The organism is Paraburkholderia sp. MM5384-R2 (genome assembly GCF_014201025.1).
Classification (GTDB): Bacteria; Pseudomonadota; Gammaproteobacteria; order Burkholderiales; family Burkholderiaceae; genus Paraburkholderia; species Paraburkholderia tuberum.
The window spans coordinates 373,085-398,304 of the sequence record NZ_JACHDI010000003.1 but is presented as its reverse complement, the minus strand read 5'-3'; the positions used below and the strand labels follow the sequence as shown (position 1 = coordinate 398,304).

The 25,220-nt window shown below is 65.2% G+C and carries 24 protein-coding genes; 18 read left to right on the top strand and 6 right to left on the bottom strand.

Annotation, left to right across the window (positions count from 1 at the left end; translation table 11 throughout):
- Nucleotides 1-207 precede the first annotated feature (207 nt).
- The 7 genes from hemF to HDG37_RS07860 all read left to right on the top strand — a co-directional run bounded on the left by hemF (nt 208) and on the right by HDG37_RS07860 (nt 8,589).
- Entirely contained in the window at nt 208-1,131 is a 924-nt protein-coding gene (gene hemF, locus HDG37_RS07890; RefSeq protein ID WP_184045859.1) for an oxygen-dependent coproporphyrinogen oxidase, read from the top strand.
- Between the two features lie 43 nt (nt 1,132-1,174).
- Nucleotides 1,175-1,894: a nicotinate-nucleotide adenylyltransferase gene (locus tag HDG37_RS07885; RefSeq protein WP_221311935.1), complete on the top strand. Its 720-nt coding sequence runs from the start codon at nt 1,175-1,177 to the stop codon at nt 1,892-1,894.
- Nucleotides 1,895-1,898: 4 nt separating this feature from the next.
- On the top strand, nt 1,899-2,348 hold the full coding sequence (gene rsfS / locus HDG37_RS07880) for a ribosome silencing factor (RefSeq protein ID WP_018419969.1): 450 nt from the start codon (nt 1,899-1,901) through the stop codon (nt 2,346-2,348).
- 36 nt (nt 2,349-2,384) lie between these two features.
- Entirely contained in the window at nt 2,385-2,855 is a 471-nt protein-coding gene (gene rlmH / locus HDG37_RS07875; protein WP_008919684.1) for a 23S rRNA (pseudouridine(1915)-N(3))-methyltransferase RlmH, read from the top strand.
- 255 nt (nt 2,856-3,110) lie between these two features.
- Nucleotides 3,111-3,740: a nucleoside triphosphate pyrophosphatase gene (locus HDG37_RS07870; RefSeq protein WP_184010124.1), complete on the top strand. Its 630-nt coding sequence runs from the start codon at nt 3,111-3,113 to the stop codon at nt 3,738-3,740.
- A gap of 9 nt (nt 3,741-3,749) precedes the next feature.
- Nucleotides 3,750-5,219, top strand: a complete 1,470-nt coding sequence (rng, locus tag HDG37_RS07865; protein WP_018419966.1) for a ribonuclease G — start codon at nt 3,750-3,752, stop codon at nt 5,217-5,219.
- An 871-nt stretch (nt 5,220-6,090) separates the two neighbouring features.
- Entirely contained in the window at nt 6,091-8,589 is a 2,499-nt protein-coding gene (locus HDG37_RS07860) for a filamentous hemagglutinin N-terminal domain-containing protein (protein ID WP_221311923.1), read from the top strand.
- Nucleotides 8,590-9,251: 662 nt separating this feature from the next.
- On the opposite strand, the gene HDG37_RS07855 is transcribed toward HDG37_RS07860, so the two are convergent.
- Entirely contained in the window at nt 9,252-9,752 is a 501-nt protein-coding gene (locus HDG37_RS07855) for a GAF domain-containing protein (RefSeq protein WP_018419924.1), read from the bottom strand.
- 242 nt (nt 9,753-9,994) lie between these two features.
- Between HDG37_RS07855 and HDG37_RS07850 the strand changes: the two genes are divergently transcribed.
- Nucleotides 9,995-10,207 carry a hypothetical protein gene (locus HDG37_RS07850; protein ID WP_260332792.1) on the top strand — a complete coding sequence of 71 codons (213 nt, stop codon included), beginning with the start codon at nt 9,995-9,997 and terminating at the stop codon, nt 10,205-10,207.
- Nucleotides 10,208-10,244: 37 nt separating this feature from the next.
- Here the strand turns inward: HDG37_RS07850 and HDG37_RS07845 are convergent, their stop codons facing one another.
- Entirely contained in the window at nt 10,245-10,670 is a 426-nt protein-coding gene (locus tag HDG37_RS07845) for a molybdopterin-binding protein (protein WP_184045857.1), read from the bottom strand.
- A 158-nt stretch (nt 10,671-10,828) separates the two neighbouring features.
- Between HDG37_RS07845 and HDG37_RS07840 the strand changes: the two genes are divergently transcribed.
- The 5 genes from HDG37_RS07840 (at nt 10,829) to HDG37_RS07820 (ending at nt 16,292) form a co-directional block, all read left to right on the top strand.
- Entirely contained in the window at nt 10,829-12,391 is a 1,563-nt protein-coding gene (locus HDG37_RS07840) for an SH3 domain-containing C40 family peptidase (RefSeq protein WP_184045855.1), read from the top strand.
- Nucleotides 12,392-12,534: 143 nt separating this feature from the next.
- Entirely contained in the window at nt 12,535-13,020 is a 486-nt protein-coding gene (locus HDG37_RS07835; RefSeq protein ID WP_184045853.1) for a VOC family protein, read from the top strand.
- Nucleotides 13,021-13,087: 67 nt separating this feature from the next.
- Nucleotides 13,088-13,564 (top strand): VOC family protein, encoded by a 477-nt coding sequence (locus HDG37_RS07830; protein WP_184045851.1) that lies wholly within the window; start codon nt 13,088-13,090, stop codon nt 13,562-13,564.
- An 84-nt stretch (nt 13,565-13,648) separates the two neighbouring features.
- Complete coding sequence (locus HDG37_RS07825; protein WP_184045849.1) at nt 13,649-14,869, top strand: MFS transporter; 1,221 nt, start codon at nt 13,649-13,651, stop codon at nt 14,867-14,869.
- Nucleotides 14,870-15,476: 607 nt separating this feature from the next.
- Entirely contained in the window at nt 15,477-16,292 is an 816-nt protein-coding gene (locus HDG37_RS07820) for a FecR domain-containing protein (RefSeq protein ID WP_311541158.1), read from the top strand.
- A 3-nt stretch (nt 16,293-16,295) separates the two neighbouring features.
- Here HDG37_RS07820 and HDG37_RS07815 read toward each other — a convergent pair whose 3' ends face one another.
- On the bottom strand, nt 16,296-17,228 hold the full coding sequence (locus HDG37_RS07815) for a recombination-associated protein RdgC (RefSeq protein WP_184045845.1): 933 nt from the start codon (nt 17,226-17,228) through the stop codon (nt 16,296-16,298).
- A 295-nt stretch (nt 17,229-17,523) separates the two neighbouring features.
- On the opposite strand from HDG37_RS07815, the gene HDG37_RS07810 reads away from it, so the two are divergent.
- Nucleotides 17,524-17,850 (top strand): hypothetical protein, encoded by a 327-nt coding sequence (locus HDG37_RS07810; RefSeq protein WP_184045843.1) that lies wholly within the window; start codon nt 17,524-17,526, stop codon nt 17,848-17,850.
- Between the two features lie 42 nt (nt 17,851-17,892).
- Here the strand turns inward: HDG37_RS07810 and HDG37_RS07805 are convergent, their stop codons facing one another.
- Nucleotides 17,893-18,738 (bottom strand): glycosyltransferase family 2 protein, encoded by an 846-nt coding sequence (locus tag HDG37_RS07805; protein WP_184045841.1) that lies wholly within the window; start codon nt 18,736-18,738, stop codon nt 17,893-17,895.
- A gap of 290 nt (nt 18,739-19,028) precedes the next feature.
- Here HDG37_RS07805 and HDG37_RS07800 point away from each other — a divergent pair, with 290 nt between their 5' ends.
- A complete protein-coding gene (locus HDG37_RS07800; RefSeq protein WP_184045839.1) occupies nt 19,029-20,330 on the top strand; it encodes an O-antigen ligase in 1,302 nt (433 codons plus the stop codon).
- Between the two features lie 45 nt (nt 20,331-20,375).
- Here HDG37_RS07800 and HDG37_RS07795 read toward each other — a convergent pair whose 3' ends face one another.
- Entirely contained in the window at nt 20,376-21,482 is a 1,107-nt protein-coding gene (locus HDG37_RS07795) for a glycosyltransferase family 4 protein (protein ID WP_184045837.1), read from the bottom strand.
- A gap of 181 nt (nt 21,483-21,663) precedes the next feature.
- Between HDG37_RS07795 and HDG37_RS07790 the strand changes: the two genes are divergently transcribed.
- The 3 genes from HDG37_RS07790 to HDG37_RS07780 are packed head-to-tail and all read left to right on the top strand — an operon-like array spanning nt 21,664 to nt 23,188.
- On the top strand, nt 21,664-22,680 hold the full coding sequence (locus HDG37_RS07790) for a glycosyltransferase family 2 protein (RefSeq protein ID WP_184045835.1): 1,017 nt from the start codon (nt 21,664-21,666) through the stop codon (nt 22,678-22,680).
- A 38-nt stretch (nt 22,681-22,718) separates the two neighbouring features.
- Nucleotides 22,719-22,937: a hypothetical protein gene (locus HDG37_RS07785; RefSeq protein WP_184045833.1), complete on the top strand. Its 219-nt coding sequence runs from the start codon at nt 22,719-22,721 to the stop codon at nt 22,935-22,937.
- Complete coding sequence (locus tag HDG37_RS07780; protein ID WP_184045831.1) at nt 22,934-23,188, top strand: hypothetical protein; 255 nt, start codon at nt 22,934-22,936, stop codon at nt 23,186-23,188. Before HDG37_RS07785 ends, HDG37_RS07780 begins: the two co-directional genes overlap by 4 nt.
- Before the next feature lie 71 nt (nt 23,189-23,259).
- Here the strand turns inward: HDG37_RS07780 and msbA are convergent, their stop codons facing one another.
- Nucleotides 23,260-25,053: a lipid A export permease/ATP-binding protein MsbA gene (gene msbA / locus HDG37_RS07775; RefSeq protein WP_184045829.1), complete on the bottom strand. Its 1,794-nt coding sequence runs from the start codon at nt 25,051-25,053 to the stop codon at nt 23,260-23,262.
- Between the last annotated feature and the right edge of the window lie 167 nt (nt 25,054-25,220).

Below are 25,220 nucleotides of genomic sequence, written 5' to 3'. Positions count from 1 at the left end.
ACACTGAATCTGTCCCGCTCGTCGCGGCAGACGGGCCCGGAACCCGCGAATCGACTGAAGCGGCAAGCCGCCTCTGATGTTCGCCTCCGGCCACCAGGCAATCCGAACCAGCGGTCCAGGTTCGCAGACACCCGGCGCCAACGCGGCCATCGCTTTCTTTCGAAGAACCCGCGGCACGACGAGCGTGCCGCCCCAGCACCTGCATTCATGAGCAATTCGAGCTACGACGCACAAGCCGTGCGCAGCTGGCTGCAAGGCCTGCAATCGCATATCGCGGACACGCTCGGCGCCTTCGACGGCACCGCGTTCGCTACCGACGCGTGGCAGCGCGCGCCCGGCGAGAAGCTGCGCGGCGGCGGCGTCACGCGGATTCTCGAAGGCGGCCAGTTCTTCGAGCGCGCCGGCATCGGCTTCTCGGACGTCGCGGGCGACGCGCTGCCGGGCTCGGCAAGCGCCGCGCGGCCGCAACTGGCCGGGCGCGGCTTCGAGGCGATGGGCGTGTCGCTCGTGCTGCATCCGCACAATCCGCACTGCCCGACCGTGCACATGAACGTGCGCCTGCTGATTGCGACGAGGGAAGGCGAAGAACCGGTGTTCTGGTTCGGCGGCGGCATGGACCTAACGCCCTACTACGGCTACGAAGAGGACGCCCGGCAGTTCCATCAGGTGTGCCGCGACGCGCTCGCGCCGTATGGCGCGGATCTGTACCCGCGCTTCAAGCGCTGGTGCGACGAGTACTTCTTCCTGAAGCACCGCAACGAGCCGCGCGGCATTGGCGGGATTTTCTTCGACGATTTCTCGGCGCCGGGCTTCGAGCAATCGTTCGCGATGCTCAAAAGCGTCGGCGAAGGCTTTCTCAAGGCGTACCTGCCGATCATCGAGCGGCGCCGCGACACGCCGTACGGCGAAGCCGAGCGCGCGTTCCAGGCTTACCGGCGCGGCCGCTACGTCGAGTTCAATCTGGTCTTCGACCGTGGCACACTGTTTGGGCTGCAGAGCGGCGGACGCACCGAATCGATCCTGATGTCGATGCCGCCCGTGGCGAACTGGCGCTACGACTGGCACCCCGAGCCGGGCACGCCGGAAGCGCGTTTGTACAGCGATTTCCTCGTGCCGCGCGAGTGGGTGTGACGCGCCACCTGTCTCGCTTACGGTCACGACAAAGGATCCTCACCTGAAGCCGAACGCTCACCCTGTCGCCCTGCCTCGCCGGATCGGTCTGCTGGGCGGCACATTCGATCCGATCCACGACGGCCACCTCGCGCTGGCGCGGCGGTTCGCCGACGTGCTGCGGCTGACCGAACTGGTGCTGCTGCCGGCCGGCCAGCCGTGGCAGAAAGCCGACGTGTCGCCCGCCGAACATCGGCTCGCGATGACGCGCGCGGCGGCCGCGTCGCTCGCGATCCCCGGCGTGACGGTACGCGTCGCGACCGACGAAATCGAGCACGATGGCGCGACCTACACGGTCGAGACGCTGCAATGCTGGCGCGAGCGCGAAGGCGACGACGCATCGATCGCGCTGCTGATCGGCGCAGATCAACTGGTGCATCTCGACACATGGCGCGACTGGCGGCGCCTGTTCGAGCTCGCGCATATCGGCGCGGCCACGCGGCCCGGCTTCGACCTCGCGTCGGTCGCCCCCGCGGTCGCCAAGGAAATCGCCGCGCGCCGTGCGCGCGCCGACGTGCTGCAGGCCACACCCTGCGGCCATCTGCTGATCGACACGACGCTCGCGTTCAACGTATCGGCCACCGACATTCGCGCGCATCTGCGCGAGCAGGTCAACCAGCGGCTCGCCCACGCGGGTGCGGGCAACGCACAGGATCAGGCCACAAGTCATGTCCCCGCCGCGGTGTGGGACTATATTCTTCAACATCATCTGTACCACCGGTAACTCCATGGATATTCGCAAACTGCAACGCGTAATCGTCGACGCTCTCGAAGACGTCAAGGCGCAAGACATCAAAGTGTTCAACACCAGCCACCTGACCTCGCTGTTCGATCGCGTGATCGTCGCGAGCGGCACGTCGAACCGGCAAACCAAGGCGCTCGCGTCGAGCGTGCGCGAAGGCGTGAAGGAAGCCGGCGGCGAGATCATCAGCACCGAGGGCGAGGATATCGGCGAATGGGTGCTGGTCGATTGCGGCGACGCGATCGTGCACATCCTGCAGCCGGCGCTGCGCCAGTACTACAACCTCGAGGAAATCTGGGGCGACAAGCCGGTGCGCATCAAGCTGTCGACGCCGAATCCGTTCGGCGGCGCGCGCGCAAGCGAGCCCGACGACGAGGAAGACGAGGAAGCGCCGGCCGCGAAGCCCGCGCGCAAGACCACGGCGCGCCGCAAGTAAGCGGGCCGTGTCGGCCACACAGCTACTGTCCTCGCGATGAAACTGCACATCCTCGCCGTCGGCCACAAGATGCCGGACTGGATCGCGACCGGCTTCGACGAATACGCGAAACGCATGCCGCCGGAGTTGCGCATCGAACTGCGCGAGATCAAACCGGAGCAGCGCTCGTCGGGCCGTTCGGCCGAAAGCGTGATGGCCGCCGAACGGCAGAAGATCGAAGCCGCGTTGCCGAAGAACGCACGCATCGTCGCGCTCGACGAACGCGGCAAGGACTGGACCACGATGCAGCTCGCGGGCGCGTTGCCGGGCTGGCAGCAAGACGGCCGCGACGTGGCCTTTCTGATCGGCGGCGCGGACGGGCTCGATCCCGAGCTGAAGGCACGCGCCGATATGATGCTGCGCGTGTCGAGCCTCACGCTGCCGCACGCGATGGTGCGCGTGCTGCTGGCCGAACAGCTTTATCGGGCGTGGACCATCACGCAAAATCATCCGTATCATCGCGCGTAGGTGCTGGAGCCTCGCGCGGCGACGCCTGGCAACGATTCGTTGCTGCTGACGCGTCGCGGGTGCTCGGCTCCATACGCTTGAGCGTATTGCCGCCGCTTCATGCGATGATGCGCCCGACGCGCCGTGCATCGATGCCGCTAATGGATGCAGCGCATCGATCGGATCACCGGGGCAACCTCGCCCCGCTCACTCTTGCACGCCCACCCGCGTTCACCACCCCGCGCCATCCGTTTCCCGCTCCATCGAGACCCGTTCATGCCCACGCCCTCCGCTTCGCTGCATCCGTTCGTCTACCTCGCCTCGCAAAGTCCGCGCCGCCAGGAGCTGCTGCAACAGCTCGGCGTGCGTTTCGAATTGCTGCTGCCGCGCCCCGATGAAGACGCCGAAGCGCTCGAAGCCGAACGGCCCGGCGAACACGCGCGCGACTACGTGCAGCGCGTGTGCATCGCGAAGGCGCAGGCGGCCCGCGCGCGGCTCCTCGACGGCGGTCACGAGGTGCGGCCGATACTCGTCGCCGACACCACCGTCACGATCGACGACGCGATTCTCGGCAAGCCCATCGATGCCGACGATGCGGTCGCCATGCTCACACGTCTCGCGGGCCGCACGCACGAAGTGCTGACCGCGCTCGCCGTGATCGATGCCAACGGCGCGCTGCTGCCCGCGGCGTTGTCGGTCTCGAAGGTGCGTTTTGCTGCAGTGCACGCAGACGCGTTGCGTCGCTACGCGGCGAGCGGTGAGCCGCTCGGCAAGGCGGGGGCGTATGGCGTGCAGGGACGCGCGGCGGAGTTTATCGAGCATATCGACGGGTCCTATTCGGGTATCATGGGTTTGCCGCTTTTTGAAACCGCTGCCCTCCTGCGTGCAGCGCGCATCGACTTCTAGAACAACACCATGAATGAAGAAATCCTGATCAATGTCACGCCGCAGGAAACGCGCGTCGCGCTCGTTCAACAGGGCGCCGTCCAGGAACTTCATGTCGAACGAACGCTGTCGCGCGGCCGCGTCGGCAACGTCTATCTCGGCAAGGTCGTGCGCGTGCTGCCCGGCATGCAATCGGCGTTCATCGACATCGGCCTCGAACGCGCCGCGTTTCTTCATGTCGCCGACATCTGGCATCCGCGCATCGCCGGCGAAGCGCAACATCAAACACCGCATCAGCCGATCGAAAAGATCGTCTTCGAAGGTCAGACGCTGATGGTGCAGGTCGTCAAGGATCCGATCGGCACCAAGGGCGCGCGGCTGTCCACGCAAGTGAGCATCGCCGGGCGCACGCTCGTGTATCTGCCGCAGGAGCCGCACATCGGCATCTCGCAGAAAATCGAAAGCGAAGCCGAGCGCGAGGCCGTGCGTGCGCGTCTGACCGCCGTGCTGCCCGCCGACGAGAAAGGCGGCTACATCGTGCGCACGATCGCCGAGGATGCGACGAGCGAAGAGCTCGCAGCCGACGTCGCGTATCTGCGCAAGACGTGGGCGACGATTCTGTCGCAGGCCCAGCGCATGCCGCCCACCAGCCTGCTCTACCAGGATCTGAATCTCGCGCAGCGCGTGCTGCGCGATTTCGTCAACGATGAGACGTCGCGCATCCAGGTCGATTCGCGCGAGACGCATCAGATGCTCGCCGATTTCGCGGCCGAGTTCACACCGGCGGTATCGTCGAAGCTGCACCACTACACCGGCGAGCGGCCGCTGTTCGATCTGTACAACATCGAGGCCGAGATTCAGCGCGCGCTATCGCGTCGCGTGGATCTGAAGTCGGGCGGCTACCTCGTGATCGACCAGACCGAGGCGATGACGACGATCGATGTGAACACCGGCGGCTACGTCGGCGCGCGCAACTTCGACGACACGATCTTCAAGACCAACCTCGAAGCCGCGCATACCATCGCGCGGCAACTGCGGCTCAGGAATCTCGGCGGCGTGATCATCATCGATTTCATCGATATGGAAAACGTCGAGCATCGCGACCAGGTGCTAGGCGAATTGAAGAAGGCGTTGTCGCGCGATCGCACGCGGGTGACCGTCAATGGTTTCTCGCAACTCGGGCTCGTCGAGATGACGCGCAAGCGTACGCGTGAGTCGCTCGCGCATGTGCTGTGCGAGCCTTGCCCGATTTGCCAGGGCAAGGGGCAAGTGAAGACTGCGCGCACGGTGTGCTATGACGTGTTGCGGGAGATTTTGCGCGAGTCGCGGCAGTTCAATCCGCGCGAGTTTCGCGTGGTCGCTTCGCAGCAGGTGATCGATCTGTTTCTCGAGGAAGAGTCGCAGCATCTGGCAATGCTGATCGATTTCATCGGCAAGCCGGTGTCGTTGCAGGTGGAGTCGAATTTGAGTCAGGAGCAGTACGATATTGTGTTGATGTAAACCTTTCTAGCCTTATCCAGAAAGGCTTTCCGTCCATAAATCGCGTCAAAGAAGGAAGCTGGTACCCATCTAGGTACCCATTTGGGCCTTGGTAGCGCGCTAAGTGACGCCTAATTGCGTATCGGCCCGCCATGCCGCCGCCGCATCAACCCCGCGCTGAGGATGATCTCCGCCTTGCTTGTGGATATTCGGGCAGCGCTCCGGCACCTATGGTGAGCGCCATGCGCATTCACAACACGAACCGCATAGTCGCTGCGGTTTCGATGGCTGGTCATTCCCACTGCATTGTATTGTCTTTCTTGTGGGGATCGCCCATATCTGCATCTGCGTTTGATAAGCACACCTACTACAGGTGGCCGACCGATGGTGGCATCACGCCCGAGCGGGCGACGGCAATGCTATCCGTCATGCGAAGCGCGTTCGCGTCGTAGAAGTCATGCGCCGCTAGCAACGCGGCTGCCTCGACGGTCTCAGTTCGGCCAGAAAGTGTCATACGTCCCTACTGTAGAAGAGACGTTCAGACGTCGGTTCTGCAAACGCAAGCTGCCATTGGCCTTCGGAACATGAACGCCTATCTGCGATCAACATAATCTTCGCTGTCGACAACTCACCTTGAGACCGACACAGTAGAAGACGCAGTCGCTGCTCTTGTTGCCTTGACGCAATTTGGCGTCGGATCTTATCGACGCCATCGTAAGTCTCGCCACGCCTCAGATGGCACAAAAGCCCCATAAGAAGGCGCCAGACGCTGAGATATCGGCATGCATGCGCGACGCCAACTGCTATTCTTCAGACACGGCGACTCACGCGTCTCCGGTCGGCTCCGCGGGTCGTTGGCGGCCATTCCGCATGCATGCGGAAAGGGGGCTGTATGTCACGTCCAGAACAACCTCGGTCCGCGGGACGCGCACGGAATCGACAGCACTCGCGCGGACACCTCTGGCTCGCCGTCGGCATTTCGCTGACTGGACTCTGCCTGACACCCGTGGCGTTCGCGGCGGGCAGCCTGCCGCAGGGCGGCCATTACGTCGCTGGCACTGGCACGATAGCGGGCGCGGGCAACAGCCTCGTGATCACGCAACCCGGTTCGACACGCGGTGTGATCGACTGGAACAGCTTCTCGATCGGCAGGCACAACAGCGTGACGTTCGCCAACGGCACGGGCGCAACCCTGAACCGGGTGACGGGTGGCTCGCTCTCAGCGATTCTCGGCACGCTCAGTGCCACGGGCAGCGTGTACGTGATCAATCCACAAGGCATCGTCGTGGGTCGATCCGGCGTAGTGGCGACGGGCGGACGCTTCGTTGCATCCACGCTGGACACCTGCAACTGTGCGTTCATGAACGGCGGCGCGCTTACCCTGTCGGGCAACTCGGACGCGGTAGTCGTGAATCTCGGGAAGATCAGCTCCAGTGGCGGCGACGTGTTCCTGCTCGCCCGGACCGTGATCAACGCTGGAACTGTCAATGCGCCTGAAGGCACGGCGGAATTCGCGGTCGGATCGAAGGTGCTGCTGCAGGACTCGTCGAGCGGCCAACAGGTATTCGTCCAGGCGGGCAGCGCGGGCAATGTGATTGATTCGGGTACCACGCGCGCCGCGCAGATCAGCCTGCAAGCCGCGGACGGCAACGTATACGCGCTCGCGGGCGGCGGCGCGCGCATCCGTGCGACGGGCACGGCGACCCGCGACGGCCACGTGTGGCTCGTGGCGGACGACGGCACGGTGTCGCAACAAGGCGCGATCGTGGCGAAGAACGCTGACGGCCGCGGAGGCACGGTTGATACCGAGGCAGCGCAACTGTCGTTCCAGAGAGGCGCCGCCGTGTACGCCGGTCGATGGAACATCGCGACGCCAGCGCTCACCGTGGACGCCTCAGTCGCGCGTGCGCTCGAGCGCAGCCTGAACGCGGGCAGCACGGTCGACCTCACGACCACCGGCGCCAATGGTGCGGCCGGTGACCTGCTGATCGCATCCGATATCGACTGGCACGGTGCGTCGGCGCTGACGCTCGCGGCTTACCATAACGTCGCGCTTTCGTCGGGCACGAAGATCCGCGACACGGGTTCTGGTGACCTCACGCTGCGCGCGGACGCGACGGGCATCGATAACGGCGGCAGCGTGACGAACGGCGGCACGATCGACTGGTCGAAAAGCACCGGGACGGTCAGCGCGCTGTACGACATGAACGGCACCTACGCGCCGGGGACGCTGCTCGCCAACACGACCTGGACGGCACCATCCAACAGCGGACTGATCACGCAGATCACCGGCTACCAGCTCGTCAATTCGCTGGCGGATCTGGAAAACATATCGTTCGAGCTTGCTGGCAACTATGCGCTCGGCAAGGACATCGACATCAGCACGCCACGATGCTGCGGCACAGGCCTTTATGTGCCGGTCGGAACAGGCGCCACGCCGTTCACCGGGCAGTTTGATGGCATGGGCCACACGATCTCGAATCTGAATGCGTGGCAGAGTGTTGCCGCCACAAGCGATCCGGCGAATTTCGAGGCAGCGAGTGGTCTGTTCGGTGTGATCGGCGCAACGGCTGTCGTTCGCAACGTCAGCGTAAATGGCTTCGTCAGCATCAGCGGCTATGGCTCCTTTGGCATCCTGGCCGGCGTCAACGACGGCCTGATCGCGCACGCCCAGACGAGTGGCAGCCTTTCGCCGTCTAACGGTTTCGTCTCGATCGGTTCGATCAGCGGCGGCCTGGTGGGCTCGAATTACGGCACGATCACACGCTCGTCCAGCGACGCGTCGATGATGAGCGAGGGCGTGTTGGGCGGCCTCGTCGGATACAACTTCAGCACCGGCGTGATCCGGCAGTCGTACGAAGCACAAAGCCCGGACATCCCGCCGACGTCCGGGACGGGCACAGTGAATGCCGTTGCTCACACTTGGGGCGCTGGCGGTCTGGTAGGCACGAACGACGGTCTGATTACGCAGTCATATGCGACCGGGACCGTTACGTTCACGCCCGACTACTGCGGTGGCGGCGGCGGCGGGCTCTGCTTTGGCCGGGGGAGCGCCGCGCTCGTTCAAAGCAACACCGGCACGATCGAGCAATCCTTCGCGACGGGCAACGTCATCCAGGAAATTATCCCAGGCTTGGGGCCGCCCGCGCTCGGTGTTGCGACCAGCAATGCCGGCACGATCGCCAACGACGTCTTCTGGGACACGCAGACAACCGGAGCCACGGTCGGCGTGGGCGCGGGTGCCCCCGTGCCGATCGCGAATGGACTCACCACCGCGCAGATGAGCGTGCCATTGAGCTTCGGCCCGACGTTCGACTTCAGTTCAACCGGCGTCTGGGCATTGCCGGCCGGCGCGACCCATCCCGTACTGCGTTGGCAACTCGATCCTTGAGGGGGGCCGATTACTCCGACGCGGCTCTCGGTTGCCATGGTATCGCCAGTGCGCGGAACCGGTTTCCTGAATGGCCAGATCCCGCTTGGCAACGGACGACTGCAAATCCAAGTTCGGATGTCTCGTTGGGGTCGGCTGCGGCCGATCGCGACAAGCTGCGGTTACGCGAAAACTGCAGCAGATTGAAACGACCCGATAGATTGAAAGATTGAAGTGCCTCCCGACAGATTGGGACGTCGGATAGATTCGGTTGCTTCATCGATTAGGTTGCGCTGATAGATTGGCTTGCTGGATAGATTCGAGACCCAATAGAGCGGAGATCCCCTCTGATAGATTGGCGGCCGATGGCAATGTACTTTTTCGGTCCCGGCGTGTCAGATTGCGCAGATTGCAGCGACTAGCAACAAGCCCTAACCTCTAAGCCGCCACGTCACACCCCGACTGCTCCAGCACAGCCTGCGCCCTCTGGGGCAGATTGCGGCCAGCCAACGACGCATCCGGCGACCTGGCCCACGTGCCCAACGCAGCCAACATCGGCGCGAGGGTCGGGTCCGCGTGCGTGCGCCTTCGCGAACATCGCGCCGACGCGTGATGCGTTCCTGCCCCTCCGTTACACCTCGCGGTACGCGACTTGCTTGCCGAAGCGGAGCGGACCGGCGACGCTACACGCCGCGCGGCAGCGCTGCCTCGATGAACACCGCGCACAACGCTTCCATGCCCTTCGCGTCCTCCTCGTCGAAGCGCGCGACGACCGGGCTATCGACATCCCACACGCCGATCAGCGTGCCGTCGGGCGCGACGAGCGGCACGACGATTTCCGATTGCGACGCCGAATCGCATGCGATATGGCCGGGAAACTCGTGCACGTCGCGCACGACCTGGGTCTGACGGGTTTGCGCGGCCGTACCGCAGACGCCCTTGCCGAGCGCAATGCGCACGCACGCGGGCTTGCCCTGGAACGGGCCGACCACCAGTTCGCGGCCGTCGTGAAAGTAAAAGCCGGCCCAGTTCAGATCGCTCAACGAATGAAAGACGAACGACGAGAAATTCGCTGCGTTGGCGATCCAGTCCGTTTCGCCGGCCAGCAGCGCGCGCGCCTGCGCGACCAGTTCTTCATATTGCGCGGCTTTGGGCAGATGCGAGGTGGAGGAAACTTCGAACATGACGGCGTCCGTGATCAGAGCGGGATGGAAAGCGGTAAGGGGTGAAGTGTAAAGCAAGCGCAATCCCCGCGTGCGGGTGTCGAACGCTGTGACACGCGCCGCGCGTCTACGCTCGCCGTCCCCCTCGGTTCTCGACTACCCCTCCTTATTAATAGTTTCTATCTTGATAACATCAATATTCATTTCGCATTAATTTAAATCGAACGGGTTTTTTCGACTCTATTTTTGCTATATCACCGGCCGTGTCCAAGCCCAACACAGGTTTTACCGTCAAACGAATTGACACGCTTTCGGCGTTGAAGAAACAGTTCGACCTCCGCGTGAATGAAACCGGGTTGCCCGCTACAACCGTTGTCGTAGATAGCGACAATTGTTTTGCGATCTTCCGGATGGACGCTCACAGGATTGTTTTTGGATGGGACGGGATCATCGTTCGCGCCATCCGCGATCAGTGAGAGCTCGTTGAGTACCCGTCCCAGAGGCCCGGGCCTTTTACTGATCGACCCCAATAATCACGCTCGACGCCTTGAAAACCGCCGTCGCGGCCTTGCCGCTCGCGAGGCCGAGGCGCTCGACGCTGTCGTTCGTGATGATCGCCGCGATCTGCGCGCTGCCGGCACTGATCGTCACTTCCGAATTGACGGCGCCCGTCGTCACCGCCGCGACGGTCCCTTCGATGCAGTTGCGCGCCGACACCTGCTGCCTCGCGACATCGACCATTACGATCACCGACGATGCCTTCACGAGCGCAAACGCCTGCTTGCCGGTCGCCAGCCCGAGCGACTTCGCGCTGCCGTGCGTGATGATCGCGACGACCTCGAGACCGTCCGGCGTGCGCAGCGTGACTTCGTCGTTGACGGCACCGTGCTTGACGTCGGTGACTTCGCCGCTGAACTGATTGCGTGCGCTGGTTTTCATGGCGGACTCCCTGGCGATTGTCGCGCGAGGCGACGCGCGGGTGGACGGATAAAGCGAGTGTAATCGAAGCCGCGCGCGCCCCCGCCCAACATCCGATGCGCCGTGCGCATCGCCGACACCGTATCATCGTGGCCGTGCACCTCATACGCCGAATCTTTATGCCCGTCGCCGTTCTCTCCCGCCGTGCCTGCCGCGCCGTCGTGCTGTGCGTCGCCGTCACGACGCTCGCCGCGTGCAGCACGCCAACGCCGCCGCGCGGCACGCACGCGTTCGTCGACAACGTCACGCTGTTTTCGCTCGCCCATTACGACCAGAACGTCGATCACTGGCTCGATCCGAACAGCCCCGACTACGATCGGCCGTTTCTCAGCGCCGCCGAGCAGCGCGCACATTTCGACGCGCTGTTCGCGCGCTACTTCGGCACGGGCGAGAACGCGCCGTCGCCGTGGAATCCCGCCTGGGTGACGACACGCGTGTTTCGCGAGCAGGGCGAGGACATTGCCGCACTGCAACAGCGCCGCATCGACAGGTTCGACAACACCGGCAAGCGTGGCAGGGTCATCGGTTACGGCGAAAACTTCCGGCCGCACGACAAGGCGTGGATCGACGCGATCGCGCGCAACATCAACGTCGCGCAGTTCACGCAAACGCCGGTCTATCAGCCCGAGCGGCGCGCGATCGCGACCGGCAACCTGATGGTGCGCGAGTTGCCTACCACCGATCCGTCGTTCTACGACCATCGCCTGGCCGGCGAGGGTTATCCGTTCGACAACCTGCAGATCTCGGCGGTGCGACCCGGCACGCCGCTCTATGTGCTCGGTAGCAGTGTCGACGGCGCGTGGCATTACGTGCAGACGCCCGACGTGCAGGGCTGGGTGCGCAGCGACGGCGTCGCGTTCGCCGACGATGGTTTCATCGATCAATGGCGCGCGGCGGCCGGGAAGTCGCTGGGCGCGGTGATCGTCGCGTCGGCGGCGGTCAACGACAGCCACGGCGTGTTCCGCTTCGCTGCCCCGGCCGGGACGATGCTGCCGCTGGTGGCGGGTGCCTCGGCATCGCCAGCCGCGACCAGCACCAATGCAGGCACACTCCAGCTCCTCGTTCCCGCGCGCGACGTCGACGGCCGCGCGCTGATCCGCACCGCGTCGCTCGACGCCACGCGGATCACGCCGATGCCGCTCGCCGCGACACCGCGCCATCTCGCGATGCTGTTGAAGGCGCTGATCGGCCGGCCGTACGGCTGGGGCAATAGCGGGCTCTACAACGACTGTTCGTCGGAACTGCAAAGCATCTTCGCCGCGTTCGGCGTGTGGCTGCCGCGCCATTCGTCGACGCAGATGAGCGCCGGCCGCATGGTCGATCTGTCGGAGTCGACACCCGCCGAACGGCTCGACTATCTGGCGCGGCATGGCGTGCCGCTGCGCACGCTGATCTACATCGGCGGCCACGTGATGCTGTACCTCGGCAACACGACGCGCAACGGCGCCACGGTCCCCATCGTCTATCAGGACGTGTGGGGCCTGCGTCCGGCCGACAACAGCCGGCGCGCGGTCATCGGCGGCTCGGTGATCCTGCCGCTCGACGAACGCATCCCCGAGGACGCGACGCTGCAGTCGCTCGCCGCGACGCCCACGTTCCAGATCAGCATCCTCGGCGCGCCGGCGGGCAGCACGGCGCCGTCGTCCGCGCCGCCGGCGGACGAGGACAATCCGGCGGGATAAATGGCGGGCCGCCCTCCCGCGCGCCTGAAAATATTTTTTTCGGAGTGTCGATCCGACGGTGACCAACTCGTCGTAACGTTGAAGACCCAGCTCACGCAGCCGGTCTTTCCACTGAGGAACCGTTACTTCAAGGAGTCACCGTCATGTCCAGCGCCGCAGCCAAACCGATCCCGGACGGGATGCACTCGCTCACGCCGTACCTGATCTGCAAGAACGCCGCCGAAGCGATCGCGTTCTACACGAAAGCCTTCAACGCCGTCGAACAGATCCGTCTGCCGGGCCCCGACGGCAAGGTGATGCACGCGACCCTGAAAATCGGGGACTCCATGCTGATGCTGACCGACGAATGGCCCGAGCACCAGACCTTCGGCCCGAACACGCTGAAGGGCACGCCGGTCACGATTCACCACTACGTACCAGACGTCGACGCGAGTTTCAAACAGGCGGTCGACGCGGGCGCGACCGTCACGATGCCCGTCACCGACATGTTCTGGGGCGACCGCTACGGCCAGGTCAAGGACCCGTTCGGCCACAGCTGGTCGCTCGCGACGCACAAGCGCGACCTGAGCGCCGAGGAAATCCAGCAGGCGATGGCCGCGATGGAGTGTTCGTCCCAAGAGAAGAAGTGAGCGGCCGATGGGCGTCGGGCACTCGCTGGCCCACGCCCACCGACACCAATCCCGAAGGAGCAACGTCATGCAGAAAATCGCGCCGTGCCTGTGGTTCGACGGCAACGCGGAAGAAGCCGCGGCGTTCTACACGTCGGTGTTTTCGGCGTCGCGCATCGCCACCACGCTGCACGCCACGGACGCCGGCCCAGGACCGGCGGGCAAGGTCGTCGCCGTCACCTTCGAAATCGAAGGCCAGGAGTTCATGGCGCTGAACGGTGGCCCGCAATACAAATTCACGCCGGCCATCTCGCTGTTCGTGCACTGCGACTCGCAGGAGGAAATCGATCGCTACTGGTCGAAGCTGCTCGACGGCGGCGGCGAGCCGTGGGCCTGCGGCTGGCTGCGGGACCGCTTCGGCGTGTCGTGGCAGATCGCGCCCAACGTGCTGCTGGAGATGCTGCGCGACCCGGATCGCGCCAAGGCAAGCCGCGTGATGGCGCAGATGATGAAGATGGTCAAGCTCGATATCGCGCCGCTCGAACAGGCGTATCGCGGCGAATAGGACGGCGGCCAGCGGGCGCCCCGCCTCGCCCGCGCGATCTTTTGATAGGATCGGTCTCGACCCCAACACGGCGAGACAACCACGGTGCGCGTCAACCATCAGGCCTTCTTCTGCTCGCTGTTCATCGCGCGTCTCGCCGATCAGATCCTGCTCTTCCTGGTGCCGCTCGTGGTGTTTCAAACGACGCGCCAGGTCTCGTGGTCGGGGCTCGCGTTTTTCATCGAAACGCTGCCGCGCTACCTCGTGTTCCCGTTCTTCGGCGCGCTCTGCGACTGCTTTCCACCGCTGCGCCTGATGCGGCTGAGCCAGGCGGTGCGTGCGCTCGCATGCTTCGGCGGTATCGCCGCATATGCGCTGTTCGGCGGCATCGGCTGGCTGATCGCGCTGTCGGCCGCGTGCGGCGTGCTGACGAGCCAAGGACTCGTCGCGCGCGAGGTGATGCTGCCGCAGATCTTCAGCACGCAGCAGATCCAGAAGGTGCTCGCGTATTCGCAACTGGCCGATCAGCTCGGCTTCGTGCTTGGGCCGATGCTCGCCGCGTTGCTGCTCGGTGTGTGGCATTGGGAATGGGTGGTCGCCGCGACCGGCGTGCTGTTTCTGTGCGCCGACGCCGCACTGTTCGTCTGGCAGCGACTGAGCGGCTTTCGCGCGCCTTCGCCTGTGTCCGCTCGATCGCTCACGCCCGCCGCCCACTGGACCACGCCGCTGCGCATCGCGCTCGATCACGTGTGGACGCTGCCGGGCCTGAAGAAGGTCATCATGCTCGCGGCCGCGGAGAACCTCGTCATCGGTGTCACGCTTGCGACGTCGGCGGCGATGGTGACGGGTCTGCATGCGCAATCGAGCCGCTACTACGCCGGTCTGCAAACGGCCGGCGCGATCGCCACGGTGCTGGTGCTGCTGACGGTTGCGCGCGCCGGATGGCCGGCGCGCGTGCTCGGTCTCGTCGCATTCGTGACGATCTGCGCGGGCGGCGTGATCGCAGGCGCGAGCGCGTCGCCGTGGGGCTATGCGCTCGGCTTCCTGCTGATCGTCGGCTTCGACAAGATGTTCAACGTCTACATCCGCAGCGCGCGTTTGCAGATCATCCCGCCCGAGGACTACGGCAAGACCATCGGCGTCGCGATTCTGCTGAACAACCTGACGCAGCCGCTCGCCGGCCTGCTCGTCGGCGTGGTCTCGGCGCGCACCCAAACCGGCCCACTGATCGTCGCGCTGTCGCTGACGATGGGCGGCATCGGCGCGGCGGTATCGATCGGCTCGGCGCTGCTGCGCCGCAGGCGCGCGTGGGCGCTCGAAGACTAACGGTGCTTCGACGCGCGACGACACGCTCGAAGTTACCCACAGTTTTTGTTGGCAAATCTGTGCATAACTTCCCGGAAAAATCCGCAAGCCTTTGATACGCCTGTCGTTTTTTCGTCTGCATCGAAGGTGGGGCAGCGCACGGAGTTTTACCGGGGTTCATGAGTGGCCGGCTGTGCCCAGACCGTCGTCAGCGCCGTGCGCATGCGAAGAGTTTCATCAGATTTACACGCTCGTCAGCTAAACCCGGCACGCTGTAATTCGTGACAAAAATGCCACGTTCTATTGCAGCGCAATTAGCCGCATTTCTGCTTAAGAATTCACGAAAAGAAACGATCCACACATAGCCTAAATTTTTTGTATCGATGACAATGGGTCTGCATGCCCTGACGCAATCGGAGCCCACGTTTCCGCTTAGGATAAGGTATTGAGTCAATTCGATGTGAACTCGATCCGAATATGCGCCGCAAATCATTATTAACAGATATAAATTGTTAAATCCCGATCTGCTAAATTCGATTTAAATCACATTTGTCAAATGCGTCCGGAGTACCGCATCTTTAACCAAATGCTTCGGCGCGCGCAGCAATTACGGCGCGAAACCGGCGCCGTGCCCGCGGACGTCGGCCCCGCGCTACGCGAAGACGCGGATGCTGCCGGCGTGTCGCAGGGACGGCGGCGCGCGCTGAAAACGCTCTCGGGGCTTGCGATCGCCGCGCCCGCGGGCTGGCTCGCGAGCCGCTTGCCGTGGCAGATGTGGACCGCCGAATTCCGCACCGGGACTGGCGAACTGGACGACGTGCTGCTGGCGGACGGCACTCAGATCACGCTGGGCAGCGCGAGCGCGATCAACGCCGCGTTCGAGGCGAACGTTCGGCGCGTCGATCTGCTCGGAGGGGAAATCATGGTGCGGCCCGTGAGCGATTTTGGCGGCGCACCGGGCGCCCGAGCGACTCATGCGCCTTTGCTCGTGCAGACGGCCGAAGGCGTCGTCCAAGCGCGCGGCGCGCAGTTCAGCGTGAGGCAAGGGGATGGTTTCACGCGCGTGGCCGCGTTTCGCGGCGACGCGTTGGTGAGGCCGGCATCGGGCGCGGCGCTGGTGCTGACGCAAGGCCAACGGTGCACGCTGACACGCTTCGGCGTCGCGGCGCCGCAAGCGCTCGACCCGCGCGAGGCGATGTGGACGCGTGGCCTGCTCTACGCGAACAACATGCGTATCGCGGATCTCGTCGACGAACTCGCGCGCTATCACGCTGGCGTATTGCGCTATGCCGACGACGTCGCCGATCTGCGCGTGTCGGGCATCTATCAGCTCACCGATACCGACGCGACGCTCGCGCTGCTGCAGCGGACCTACCCGATCCGCTTGCGTTCGATCACGCCTTACTGGACCCTCGTCGAAGCGCTCGACAGCGCGAGAATCTGACGCTCAGGCCGCGACGGCCTGCGGCAACGCGAACCCTTGCTCGCCCTGCTCGCCGCCCAGCGCATCGAGCAGATCGCGCAGCATGCGGTCGAGCTCGGCCGTCATCAGCGCAACGTCGGAATCGAAGCGCTCGTCGTCGTTCTGCGCGGTCGGGTCGCTCGCTTCCTTGAGCACGTCGAGCGGCGCGACGCGCTTGATCGTCAGCGACGGCGTCAGCACGAACGACACGCGATCGTTCCACGTCATCGCAAGCCGCATGCATTGCTTGCCCGCCTCGATGTGGCGGCGCATGTCTTCGGCGTCCAGCGCATGCCCGACATAGCGCACCGTCGCGTTGCCCTCGGCGGGCGAACGCAGCTCGGTGTCCTGATCGAGCGTGAAACCCGCCGGCGCGTCGCCCTCGAGCAGCCAGCCGGTCATCGCCGCGACCGGCGACTGCGCGACGCGCACCGTCATCAGCGGCAACTGGTCGATCGACTTCACGAGCAGACCGCGCACATCGTCGGCGACCGCCTGCGACGCCGCGTCGATCACGAGCCAGCCATTCGTGCAATCGATCCACACGCGCGTATCGCGGCGGATGCTGAACGCGCGCGGCCGCAGCTCGTCGGTGACCTGCTCCTTCAGGTCGCGCATCTGCTTGCGGCCCGGCTTGAAGCCCTGCTGCTCCTCGAGCTCGGCCGCGCGCTCGCGCGTGACCTGGGTGACGACCGACGCGGGCAGCAGCTTCTTCTCGGCACGGAAAGTCAGCAGCATCTGAGCGTTCATTGCATAGACCAGCGAGTCGCCGTCGCGCGGGGGCGCCCAGCCTTGGGCCTGCATCTCGACGCTCTGGCCGGGCGCGAACGCGTACGGCGCGAGCCACTTCTGCATCTGTTCAGGGTTAACGGACCACGGCGCGGGCAGACGGTGCAGCTGAAGGTTTTTGAACCACATGAGCGAAGTCGGATTTAGGCAAAGCGCAACATTTTATCCGAGGAGAACCAGCCGGGGCGTCCTGGCGGACGCAATCCCGCAGACCGCCTATTTTCAAAAATAAACCGAAATTCCTTTCACCTATCGGCCAATTATCAAACGTCGCCGATCTCGGCAGAATGCGCTTCATCAACCCACTTCCCAGCAGCGCCTCCATAGTCGAAGCCGTCATGGTTTTGCCGTAGTCGCCGGCCCGCTCGTTTTGGCGGCAAATCACCTAGACTTTTGGACAGGACAGACGCAGACGGAGGCGGTCATGGCCGACCAAACCGCAAGCTGGCAGACAGTGCAATACGAAGGCTTCGAGATACACGTGTCACCTGTCGCGAAGGATCCGCCCAACCCGGCGCATGCCGCCGATGCGGCCGCGAAAAACACCCGCTACACGTATCTAGGCTACGTCTGCCATCCGGGCGCCAACCCCCAGCTTCCCGGCCATGCGGTGCCGTTTCACGCGGACGGCGAGGAGAGCTTCGCGAGCCTCGACGACGCGCTCTACGAAGCGGTGCACGTGGGACGCAGCATCGTCGACGGCACGCATCCGGATCTGACGGTGCTGCCGCTCGTGACGGGCGGCGTTTGACACACGCAGCGCGTCAAGCAGCCGTTTTCGGCTCGGCGCCCGTCAGCCCAACGCCCGCTTGATGCGCGACTTCAGCAGCGCACGGCGCAGCCGGCCGGTGCGCTCGGGCTCGCTGACCGCGAGCGCGCCGTCGATGGCGGTGCCGCGGCGCAGGTAATAGCGGTCGAAGGTCGCCTGTGTCATCCCCCACTTGTTGAGGAACTGGCGACGCCCGTCGTTCTTCACGATCTTGCCGGTGCTCTTCTGCTGGAAGTGATAGACGAGACTGTCGCCGACGCCGACGAACACGCGGCAGCCCGCGTCCCACAGCTTCATCGAGAAATCGTTGTCGCTGCTCATGCCGGGGCTCAGTTCGCTGCTGTAGCCGCCCACCTTGAACCACCAGTCCCGATGCACGAGCGTCGGCGGCCACGTCGCGCCGCGCCAGTCGGCGCGCACGAGACCGGCCGCGGCGGCGACCAGTTCGTCGGCGCGAAACGCCTGCGCGTCGCGGCCGAAGTCGCGCACGACCACGCATGGATTGCCCGAATCGACCGGCTCGATCATCGTGCCCGACAACATGAACAGGTTGTCGGCCGGCATCTGCGCGAGACGCTTGACGAGCGCGTCGTCCCAGCCGGGGCAGCAGTACATGTCGTCGTTCATGTAGACGATGTAGTCCTGCGTCGCGCGCGCCGCCGCGATATTGACCGCGTGGCAGATGCCGATATTGCCGGGCGACGCCGTGTGCTCGATGCCCTCGTCGCGCACCCACGCGAGCGTGCCGTCCGAACCGTCGTTCACGTGCACGATGAGCTGGTGCGGATGCGTCGAATGACGGCGCAGGCTTTTGATCACGAGGCGCAGATAAGGCAGGTTGTTCCAGGTCGGGATGATGATTGAGAACATCGAGTCGGTCCGTTGAGCTGGGCGCGGGGCGCGGCATGCGCCGCGCCCCGGCCATGAATGTCGCGCGATTGTACCGCCCCCGCCTGCTCGCACGACAGACGCCGCCCGCGCCCGCCCCACCCGCATGCCACGGACCTGCGGAACCTCCCCGCGTTCGGCAGCAAGCATTTCGCAAGGAAGCGCATGGTTATAATCCGGATCGCTCTACCGTCTTGAGAAACTCAAATGGTCCGGCGCCCCCTGCAATTTCACCACCGGAACGGTAGTGTTTTCATCGATAACGTAGACCTATGATTTTTGCTTCCAGTCTGGTCTGGCTCACGTCGGCTCTGCTGTTTCTCGCGCCCGCCGTCAATCTGATGTGGCGCGGCGGCACCGGCTACTGCTTTTTCGCGCTCGTCGCGCTCGCGCTCGGCGCGGCCATCGTCAACCGGCGCATGCCGGGCTATTTCTCCGCGTTGCGGACCTACCGCTGGTTCACCATCGGCATGCTCGCGTTCGTCGTCGGGATCGGCGCGCAGCAGTTGGTGCTCGGCTACTGGCTGCCACGCGAGTTCGACAATGCGTCGCGTTTCGTGCTCGCGCTTCTGGTGTTCCTGCTGCTGCGGCAATTGCCGTCGCGCAATCTGCGCATGATCGGCTGGGGCTGCGCGGCCGGCGCGCTCGCGGTCGGCGCATGGGCGTTCATCGATCAGCCGCCTGGCGGCTGGACCGACGCGAACCGCCTGAACAACTCGTACACGAACGCGATTCCGTTCGGCGATACCGCGCTGCTGCTCGGGTTCCTGTCGGTGTTCACGCTTGGCTGGGACAATCCGCGCGACTGGCGCGTGCTGGTGCCGCGCGTGCTCGCGCTGGTGTCGGGCGGCTATGCATCGTTTCTGTCGGGCTCGCGCGGCGGCTGGGTCGCCGTGCCGGTGTTCGTCGTGCTGCTCGGCATGCAGTACCACTGGTTCACGCAGAAGAAGCGCCTGCTGATCGCGACGCTCGTCATCGTGATCGGGGCGGGCGGTCTGTTGTCGACCGAACGGGTTCAGAAGCGCTTTGCCGAGGTGCCGAACGACGTGTCGATGATGCGCAAGGGCGAGGACGACACGGCCACCGGCCTGCGCCTGCAACTGTGGAACGCGTCGCGGATGATGTTCGAGCGGCATCCGGTGTGGGGCGTCGGCAAAGGCCATCTGGTCGACGAGCTCGGCGTGATGGCGAAGCGCGGCGAAGTGAAGGCCGAGATCGTCAACGAGCGCGCGCATAGCGACTTTTTCTCGACGCTCGCCGAGATGGGCGCGGTCGGCGTGATCTGCCTGTTGCTGTTCTACTACGGGATCACGGTGTATTTCTGGCGACACCGGCATGCGACCGATCCGGCGATTCGCGCGGCGTCGTACGCGGGTCTCGCGGTCGCGGCGAGCACGGTGATCTTCGGGCTCACTATCGACGTGCTGGTGCCGATGATGGTGGCGGTGCTGCTCGCCTCGCTGGTGGCGACGCTGCTGGCGGTGATCGAAGCACGCAAGCGCGAGTTGCGAAGCGAAGCGCGGACCACGCCGGCGCCAGCCGCGGTCGTGCGCGAGACGCAGCCGCGCGATTGATTTTGATTTGACGAGAAGCGGCAACCCGAGCGCGGAGCGCCGCCCTCATCCCCGCGTGAACACCTCGTAAAGCGCCGCGACGTGCGCGTCGACGCTCGGGTCGTACACGAGGCTGTCGCGCGGCGTCGCGATGCGCGCGGCGCCGCTCTTCACGCGCTCGACCGCCTGCTCGATCGCGCGCTCGAAACTGCCCGCGGTCTGCCGCGAGAACTCGATCTTCGCGGCACCGCTCACCGTCTCCGCCGAGCCGACGTTGTCGGCGATCACGAGCGGCGTGCCGCACATCACCGACTCCACGCCGACCAGCCCGAACGGCTCGTACGCCGACGCCACGACCGTGAAATCGGCGGCCGCGAACAGTTTTTCGATCTCCTTGCTGTAACCCGCGTAACGAATTGTGTCGCCGGTTTTCGGCACCGGGCGTCCCGCGACGACGAGGCAGACCGGTAGCGTCGTGCGCGAGAAAAACGCTTCGAGCAGCGGATAGCCCTTGCGCTCGTGACTCGTCGACGAGAACACGAACATCACGCGATCGTCGGGCACGCCGAGCTGGCGGCGCACGGCCGCGCGCGCGGCGGCGTCGAGCGGCCGGAAGCGTGCGGTATCGACGGGCGGATAGAGCACGTCGATCCGCGCGGCCGGCACGTCATAAAAACGCTGCAACTCGCGGCTCATCAATTGCGAATGCGCGACGATCGAGCGCGCCCGCGTGTAGACGCGCCGCTCGAGCTCGATCTGCCATTCGTCGCTGCGGCGCGGCGCGCGGCCCGCGGCTTCGAGCGAACCCGGATGCGTGCCGCCGCACAACGCGACGTCGGCATGCGTCGAGTGATTGATCGAGAACACGCACGCCGGACGATGCCGCTTCAACCGCTGCTTCAGACGCCAGTCGAACGCGAGGTTGCGCAGCTTGCGCGGCGCCCAGCGTACGTCGAGCGGCTGCGCATCGATCCACGCGGCCTCGGGCAGCGCGCGGTCGATCTCGCGCGCGAACAGCGTCGGGCGCAAACCCAGGCGATGCAGGCCGGCGATCACGTCGCGCGTGTAGCGCTCGGCGCCGCCGCTGTTCTTCAGCGCCTGGGCGGTCAGCGCGATGTCGGTGAGGGGGCGGCGGTTCGGGTCGAGGGCTGCGTCGCGGGTTGGCTCTGACAAGGATCGGTCTCAGTGAGGCGCACGCGCGGGCGAGGCCGTGGGTGCGCAGTTTCGGGGCAGCGGCAATTGTAAAGGATGGGTTTCGCCGGGCTCAGCTCGGGGTGCCCGGGTTTGCCGCGTGCGTCGCGCGGCGCGGCCGTCAGCGGCTAGAATCTAGGCCAATCGCCTTCGTCCCGACTCCATGACCGATAGTCCGCCGTCCGCCGCAACCGCCGATACCGCCCGCCCGCTCGTCTCGATGCTGCTGATCGCCTACAACCAGGCAGAGCAGATCGGCGACGCCGTGCGCAGCGCGCTCGCGCAAACCTACGAGCCGCTCGAAATCATCGTCTCCGACGACGCGTCCAGCGACGCCACCTACGCCGCGATCGAAGCGGCGCTCGCCGGCTACGCGGGCCCGCATCGCGTGAACGCACGGCGCAATACCGTGAACCAGGGCATCAGCGCGCACCTGTCGCAACTCGCGCAGCTCGCGCACGGCGAACTGCTGTTCGTCGCCGCCGGCGACGACATGTCGGCGCCCGAGCGCTGCGAGCGCGTCGTCGACTGCTGGCTCGCGCATGGGCGCCGCCCCGACCTGATCGCCACCGATCTCGCCGACATGGACGAAGCGGGTCACGTGCACGAGCGCGTGAGCCCGACCGAGCTCGATCGCTATCGCAGCTTCGACGACTGGCTCGTCGAGCGTCCATGGCTGATCGGCGCGGCACATACGTGGTCGCGACGCCTGATCGAGCGCTTCGGGCCGATGCTGCCGGGCGCCGCGGCCGAGGATCAGATCATGGTGCTGCGCGCGATCCTGTCGGGCGGCGCGATCAGTCTGCGCGAGCCGCTGGTGCGCTATCGGCGCGGCGGACTTTCGCGCAAGCGCCGCTACCAGTCGGTCGACGAGCTGATCGCGCGGATGCGGCAAAGCAATCGCTACGGACTCGCGGAGCTTGCGCAACTGCAGCGCGACGCTCAGATCGCCGGTGTGGGCGAACGCATGCGCGCGGCGATGGCGCCGAAGCTCGCGCGCGAGCAGTTCATCCATGCGATGCTCGAAGCGGGCAGCCTCGGCGAACGCCTCGGGCTGGTGACGCGCAGCGCCGGCGTGAAGCTCGGGCTGCGGATTCGGATGTTCCTGTATGCGAGTTGCCCGATGGTCTACGCGCCGGGCATCTGGATCAAGCGGGTCGTGCGGGGCAGAAAGGCCTGAAGACGACGATAGGATCTCGCGGTGCCTGGCGACGCCACATGGGTCACGAAAGTCCGCGCGACGCATCCCGCCGCTGCCGCAAGCGTCGCGCGAGACTCGGCCTTCGCACCTCGACGCCGAAGCTCAGCACGCTCGCGCGCAAGCGCCGCAACATCTTCACCGAGCGCACGAAGGTCTCGCCGGTGTGGCTGATCATCACGAACTCGAATGCGCCGCGCCAGCTCGCGACACCGCGCGAAAACGCATACATGTCGTGACGCGCATCGACGGGCAGCTCGGCGCCGAAGCGTCGCACGAACACCCGCACTTGATCCGCGATGGCTTCGATCTGCCGCCGCCGGCTCGCGCCGCGCCGCGCTCGTTGGTCGCGCTCGCGCCGACCGCATTGCCGTCATGCTGCCGATACTTCAGATCCGGCGCTGCGACGTGGCGAATCTCGCCGAACGACGCGACCACCATCGCGAGCCACCAGTCGTGCATCACGACGCCGGGCGGGGCATGCGATTAGCGCCGAAAAAGCGCAATAAATTGAGACTTAAACACAACACCGGCCTGCGCTCCCGTTGGCAATGTGCCGGATCAAACCGGGCTTTGCTGGAACTGGATGCGATGCAGATGGGCGTACAAGCCGTCGTGCTCGAGCAGTTCGCGATGGCTGCCGCGCTCGACGATCCGCCCCGCCTCCATCACGAGGATGCGGTCGGCGCGCTCGATCGTCGACAGGCGGTGCGCGATCACGAGCGTGGTGCGGCCTTTCATCAGCGTTTCGAGCGCCGCCTGCACGTGGCGCTCGGACTCGGAATCGAGCGCCGACGTCGCTTCGTCGAGAATCAGGATCGGCGCGTTCTTGTAGATCGCGCGCGCGATCGCGAGACGCTGGCGTTGGCCGCCCGACAGCATCATGCCGTTGTCGCCGACGAGCGTCTCGATGCCCTGCGGCATCGCCTGCACCGTGTCCCACAGGTTAGCCGCGCGCAACGCCGCCTTGACCTTCTCCGCATCGACTTCCTGACCGTACGCGACGTTGTGCGCGATGGTGTCGTTGAACAGCACGACGTCCTGGCTGACCATCGCGATCTGGCTGCGCAGCCCGTGCAGGTCGTACTCGGGCAGCGCGACGCCGTCGACCAGAATCGCGCCGCCGGTCGGATCGAAGAAGCGCGGCAACAGGTTCACGAGCGTGGTCTTGCCGCTGCCCGACGGACCCGCGAGCGCGACCATCTCGCCCGGCGCGATCTTGAACGACACCTGGTCGAGCGTATGGCGGTTGTGCGTGGAGTTCGCGCCGTAGGTGAACGACACGTCGCGGAACTCGACCTCGCCGCGCGCGTGAGCGAGCGGCTTGCCGCCGCCTTCCGGCTCGGCCGGCTCGTCGATCAGGCCGAAGATCAGCTCGGCCGCGGTCATGCCGCGCTGCAACGGCTGGTTCACGTCCATCAGATGCTTGAGCGGCGAGATGATCAGGAGCATCGACGTGACGAACGCGACGAAGCCGCCGACCGTCGTCTGATCCGACGACGACTGCACCACCGCGATCGTGATCACGACCGCGAGCGCGATCGACGCGAGGAACTGAGTCAACGGCTGCGCAAGACCACCGGAGACCGTCATGCGCATTGCGTAGCCGCGCAGACGCCGGCTCATCTCGGTGAAGCGGTCCGTCTCGTACTGCTCGCCGTTATGTACCTTGACGACCTTGTAGCCGCCCACCGTTTCTTCGACGATATACGACAGCTCGTTGGTGAGCAGCTGATGCTCGCGGTTCAGTCGCCGCAGCCGGCGATTGATCTTGCCGACCAGCCAGCCGATGCCCGGCAGCAGCACCGCGACGATCAACGTCAGGCGCCAGTTCAGATAAAACAGATAGCCGAGCAGGAAGATCACCGTCAGCGAGTCGCGCACGAGCGTGACCATCACGCTCAGCAGCACGTTCAGGATCTGATTGACCTCGAAGACGATCGCGTTGATCACCGTGCTCGCGGTTTCGCGCTGGAAGAACGCGACGCTCGTGTGGATCATGCGGTCGAACATCTTCAGACGCAGCTCGAGCAGGATCTTGTTCGACACGTACGCGAGCAGATAGCCGGACGCGTACTGCGACACGCCGCGAATCAGCGCGAGGCCGATCACCGCGATCGGCACGAGCCACTTGGTCTTATCGACCGCGTGCGAGCCGAAGCCCTTGTCGAGCAGCGGCTTGAGCAGCGCGGGAATGGCGGCGTCGGTGCCGGCGCTCACCGCCATCGCGATGATCGCGCCGACCCCGACCCACAGCAGCGGCTTGATGAAAGGCCACAGGCGCCGCAGGACGACGGCCGGCGACGACGCATCGCCTGCACCCATGGGTTTGCTTAACGTTGGCTTCGCGCTCAAGGAATCCTCTGGAAATGCGGAACGGCGAGCACGCGGCGCATGATTGGGCGGCCGCGTGAAATATCAAAAAAGAGCATTGTAATCGGTTGCAGATGAGGGCCGGCGCTCGGCGCGCGACGGCATGCGCGCAACGCCTGGCGGATCGGCGCTGTGGTGTGGGGACGGAT

Bases quoted from the DNA above. Each gene is read 5' to 3' on its own strand.
- HDG37_RS07840 (WP_184045855.1), top strand. From the start codon at position 10,829: ATGCCCGTCGCCGTTCTCTCCCGCCGTGCCTGCCGCGCCGTCGTGCTG.
- HDG37_RS07855 (WP_018419924.1), bottom strand. From the start codon at position 9,752: ATGTTCGAAGTTTCCTCCACCTCGCATCTGCCCAAAGCCGCGCAATAT.
- HDG37_RS07790 (WP_184045835.1), top strand. From the start codon at position 21,664: ATGACCGATAGTCCGCCGTCCGCCGCAACCGCCGATACCGCCCGCCCG.
- HDG37_RS07815 (WP_184045845.1), bottom strand. From the start codon at position 17,228: ATGTGGTTCAAAAACCTTCAGCTGCACCGTCTGCCCGCGCCGTGGTCC.
- HDG37_RS07805 (WP_184045841.1), bottom strand. From the start codon at position 18,738: ATGTTCTCAATCATCATCCCGACCTGGAACAACCTGCCTTATCTGCGC.
- HDG37_RS07845 (WP_184045857.1), bottom strand. From the start codon at position 10,670: ATGAAAACCAGCGCACGCAATCAGTTCAGCGGCGAAGTCACCGACGTC.
- HDG37_RS07870 (WP_184010124.1), top strand. From the start codon at position 3,111: ATGCCCACGCCCTCCGCTTCGCTGCATCCGTTCGTCTACCTCGCCTCG.
- HDG37_RS07860 (WP_221311923.1), top strand. From the start codon at position 6,091: ATGTCACGTCCAGAACAACCTCGGTCCGCGGGACGCGCACGGAATCGA.
- hemF (WP_184045859.1), top strand. From the start codon at position 208: ATGAGCAATTCGAGCTACGACGCACAAGCCGTGCGCAGCTGGCTGCAA.
- HDG37_RS07800 (WP_184045839.1), top strand. From the start codon at position 19,029: ATGATTTTTGCTTCCAGTCTGGTCTGGCTCACGTCGGCTCTGCTGTTT.
- rng (WP_018419966.1), top strand. From the start codon at position 3,750: ATGAATGAAGAAATCCTGATCAATGTCACGCCGCAGGAAACGCGCGTC.
- HDG37_RS07830 (WP_184045851.1), top strand. From the start codon at position 13,088: ATGCAGAAAATCGCGCCGTGCCTGTGGTTCGACGGCAACGCGGAAGAA.
- HDG37_RS07835 (WP_184045853.1), top strand. From the start codon at position 12,535: ATGTCCAGCGCCGCAGCCAAACCGATCCCGGACGGGATGCACTCGCTC.
- HDG37_RS07810 (WP_184045843.1), top strand. From the start codon at position 17,524: ATGGCCGACCAAACCGCAAGCTGGCAGACAGTGCAATACGAAGGCTTC.
- rsfS (WP_018419969.1), top strand. From the start codon at position 1,899: ATGGATATTCGCAAACTGCAACGCGTAATCGTCGACGCTCTCGAAGAC.
- HDG37_RS07785 (WP_184045833.1), top strand. From the start codon at position 22,719: ATGGGTCACGAAAGTCCGCGCGACGCATCCCGCCGCTGCCGCAAGCGT.
- rlmH (WP_008919684.1), top strand. From the start codon at position 2,385: ATGAAACTGCACATCCTCGCCGTCGGCCACAAGATGCCGGACTGGATC.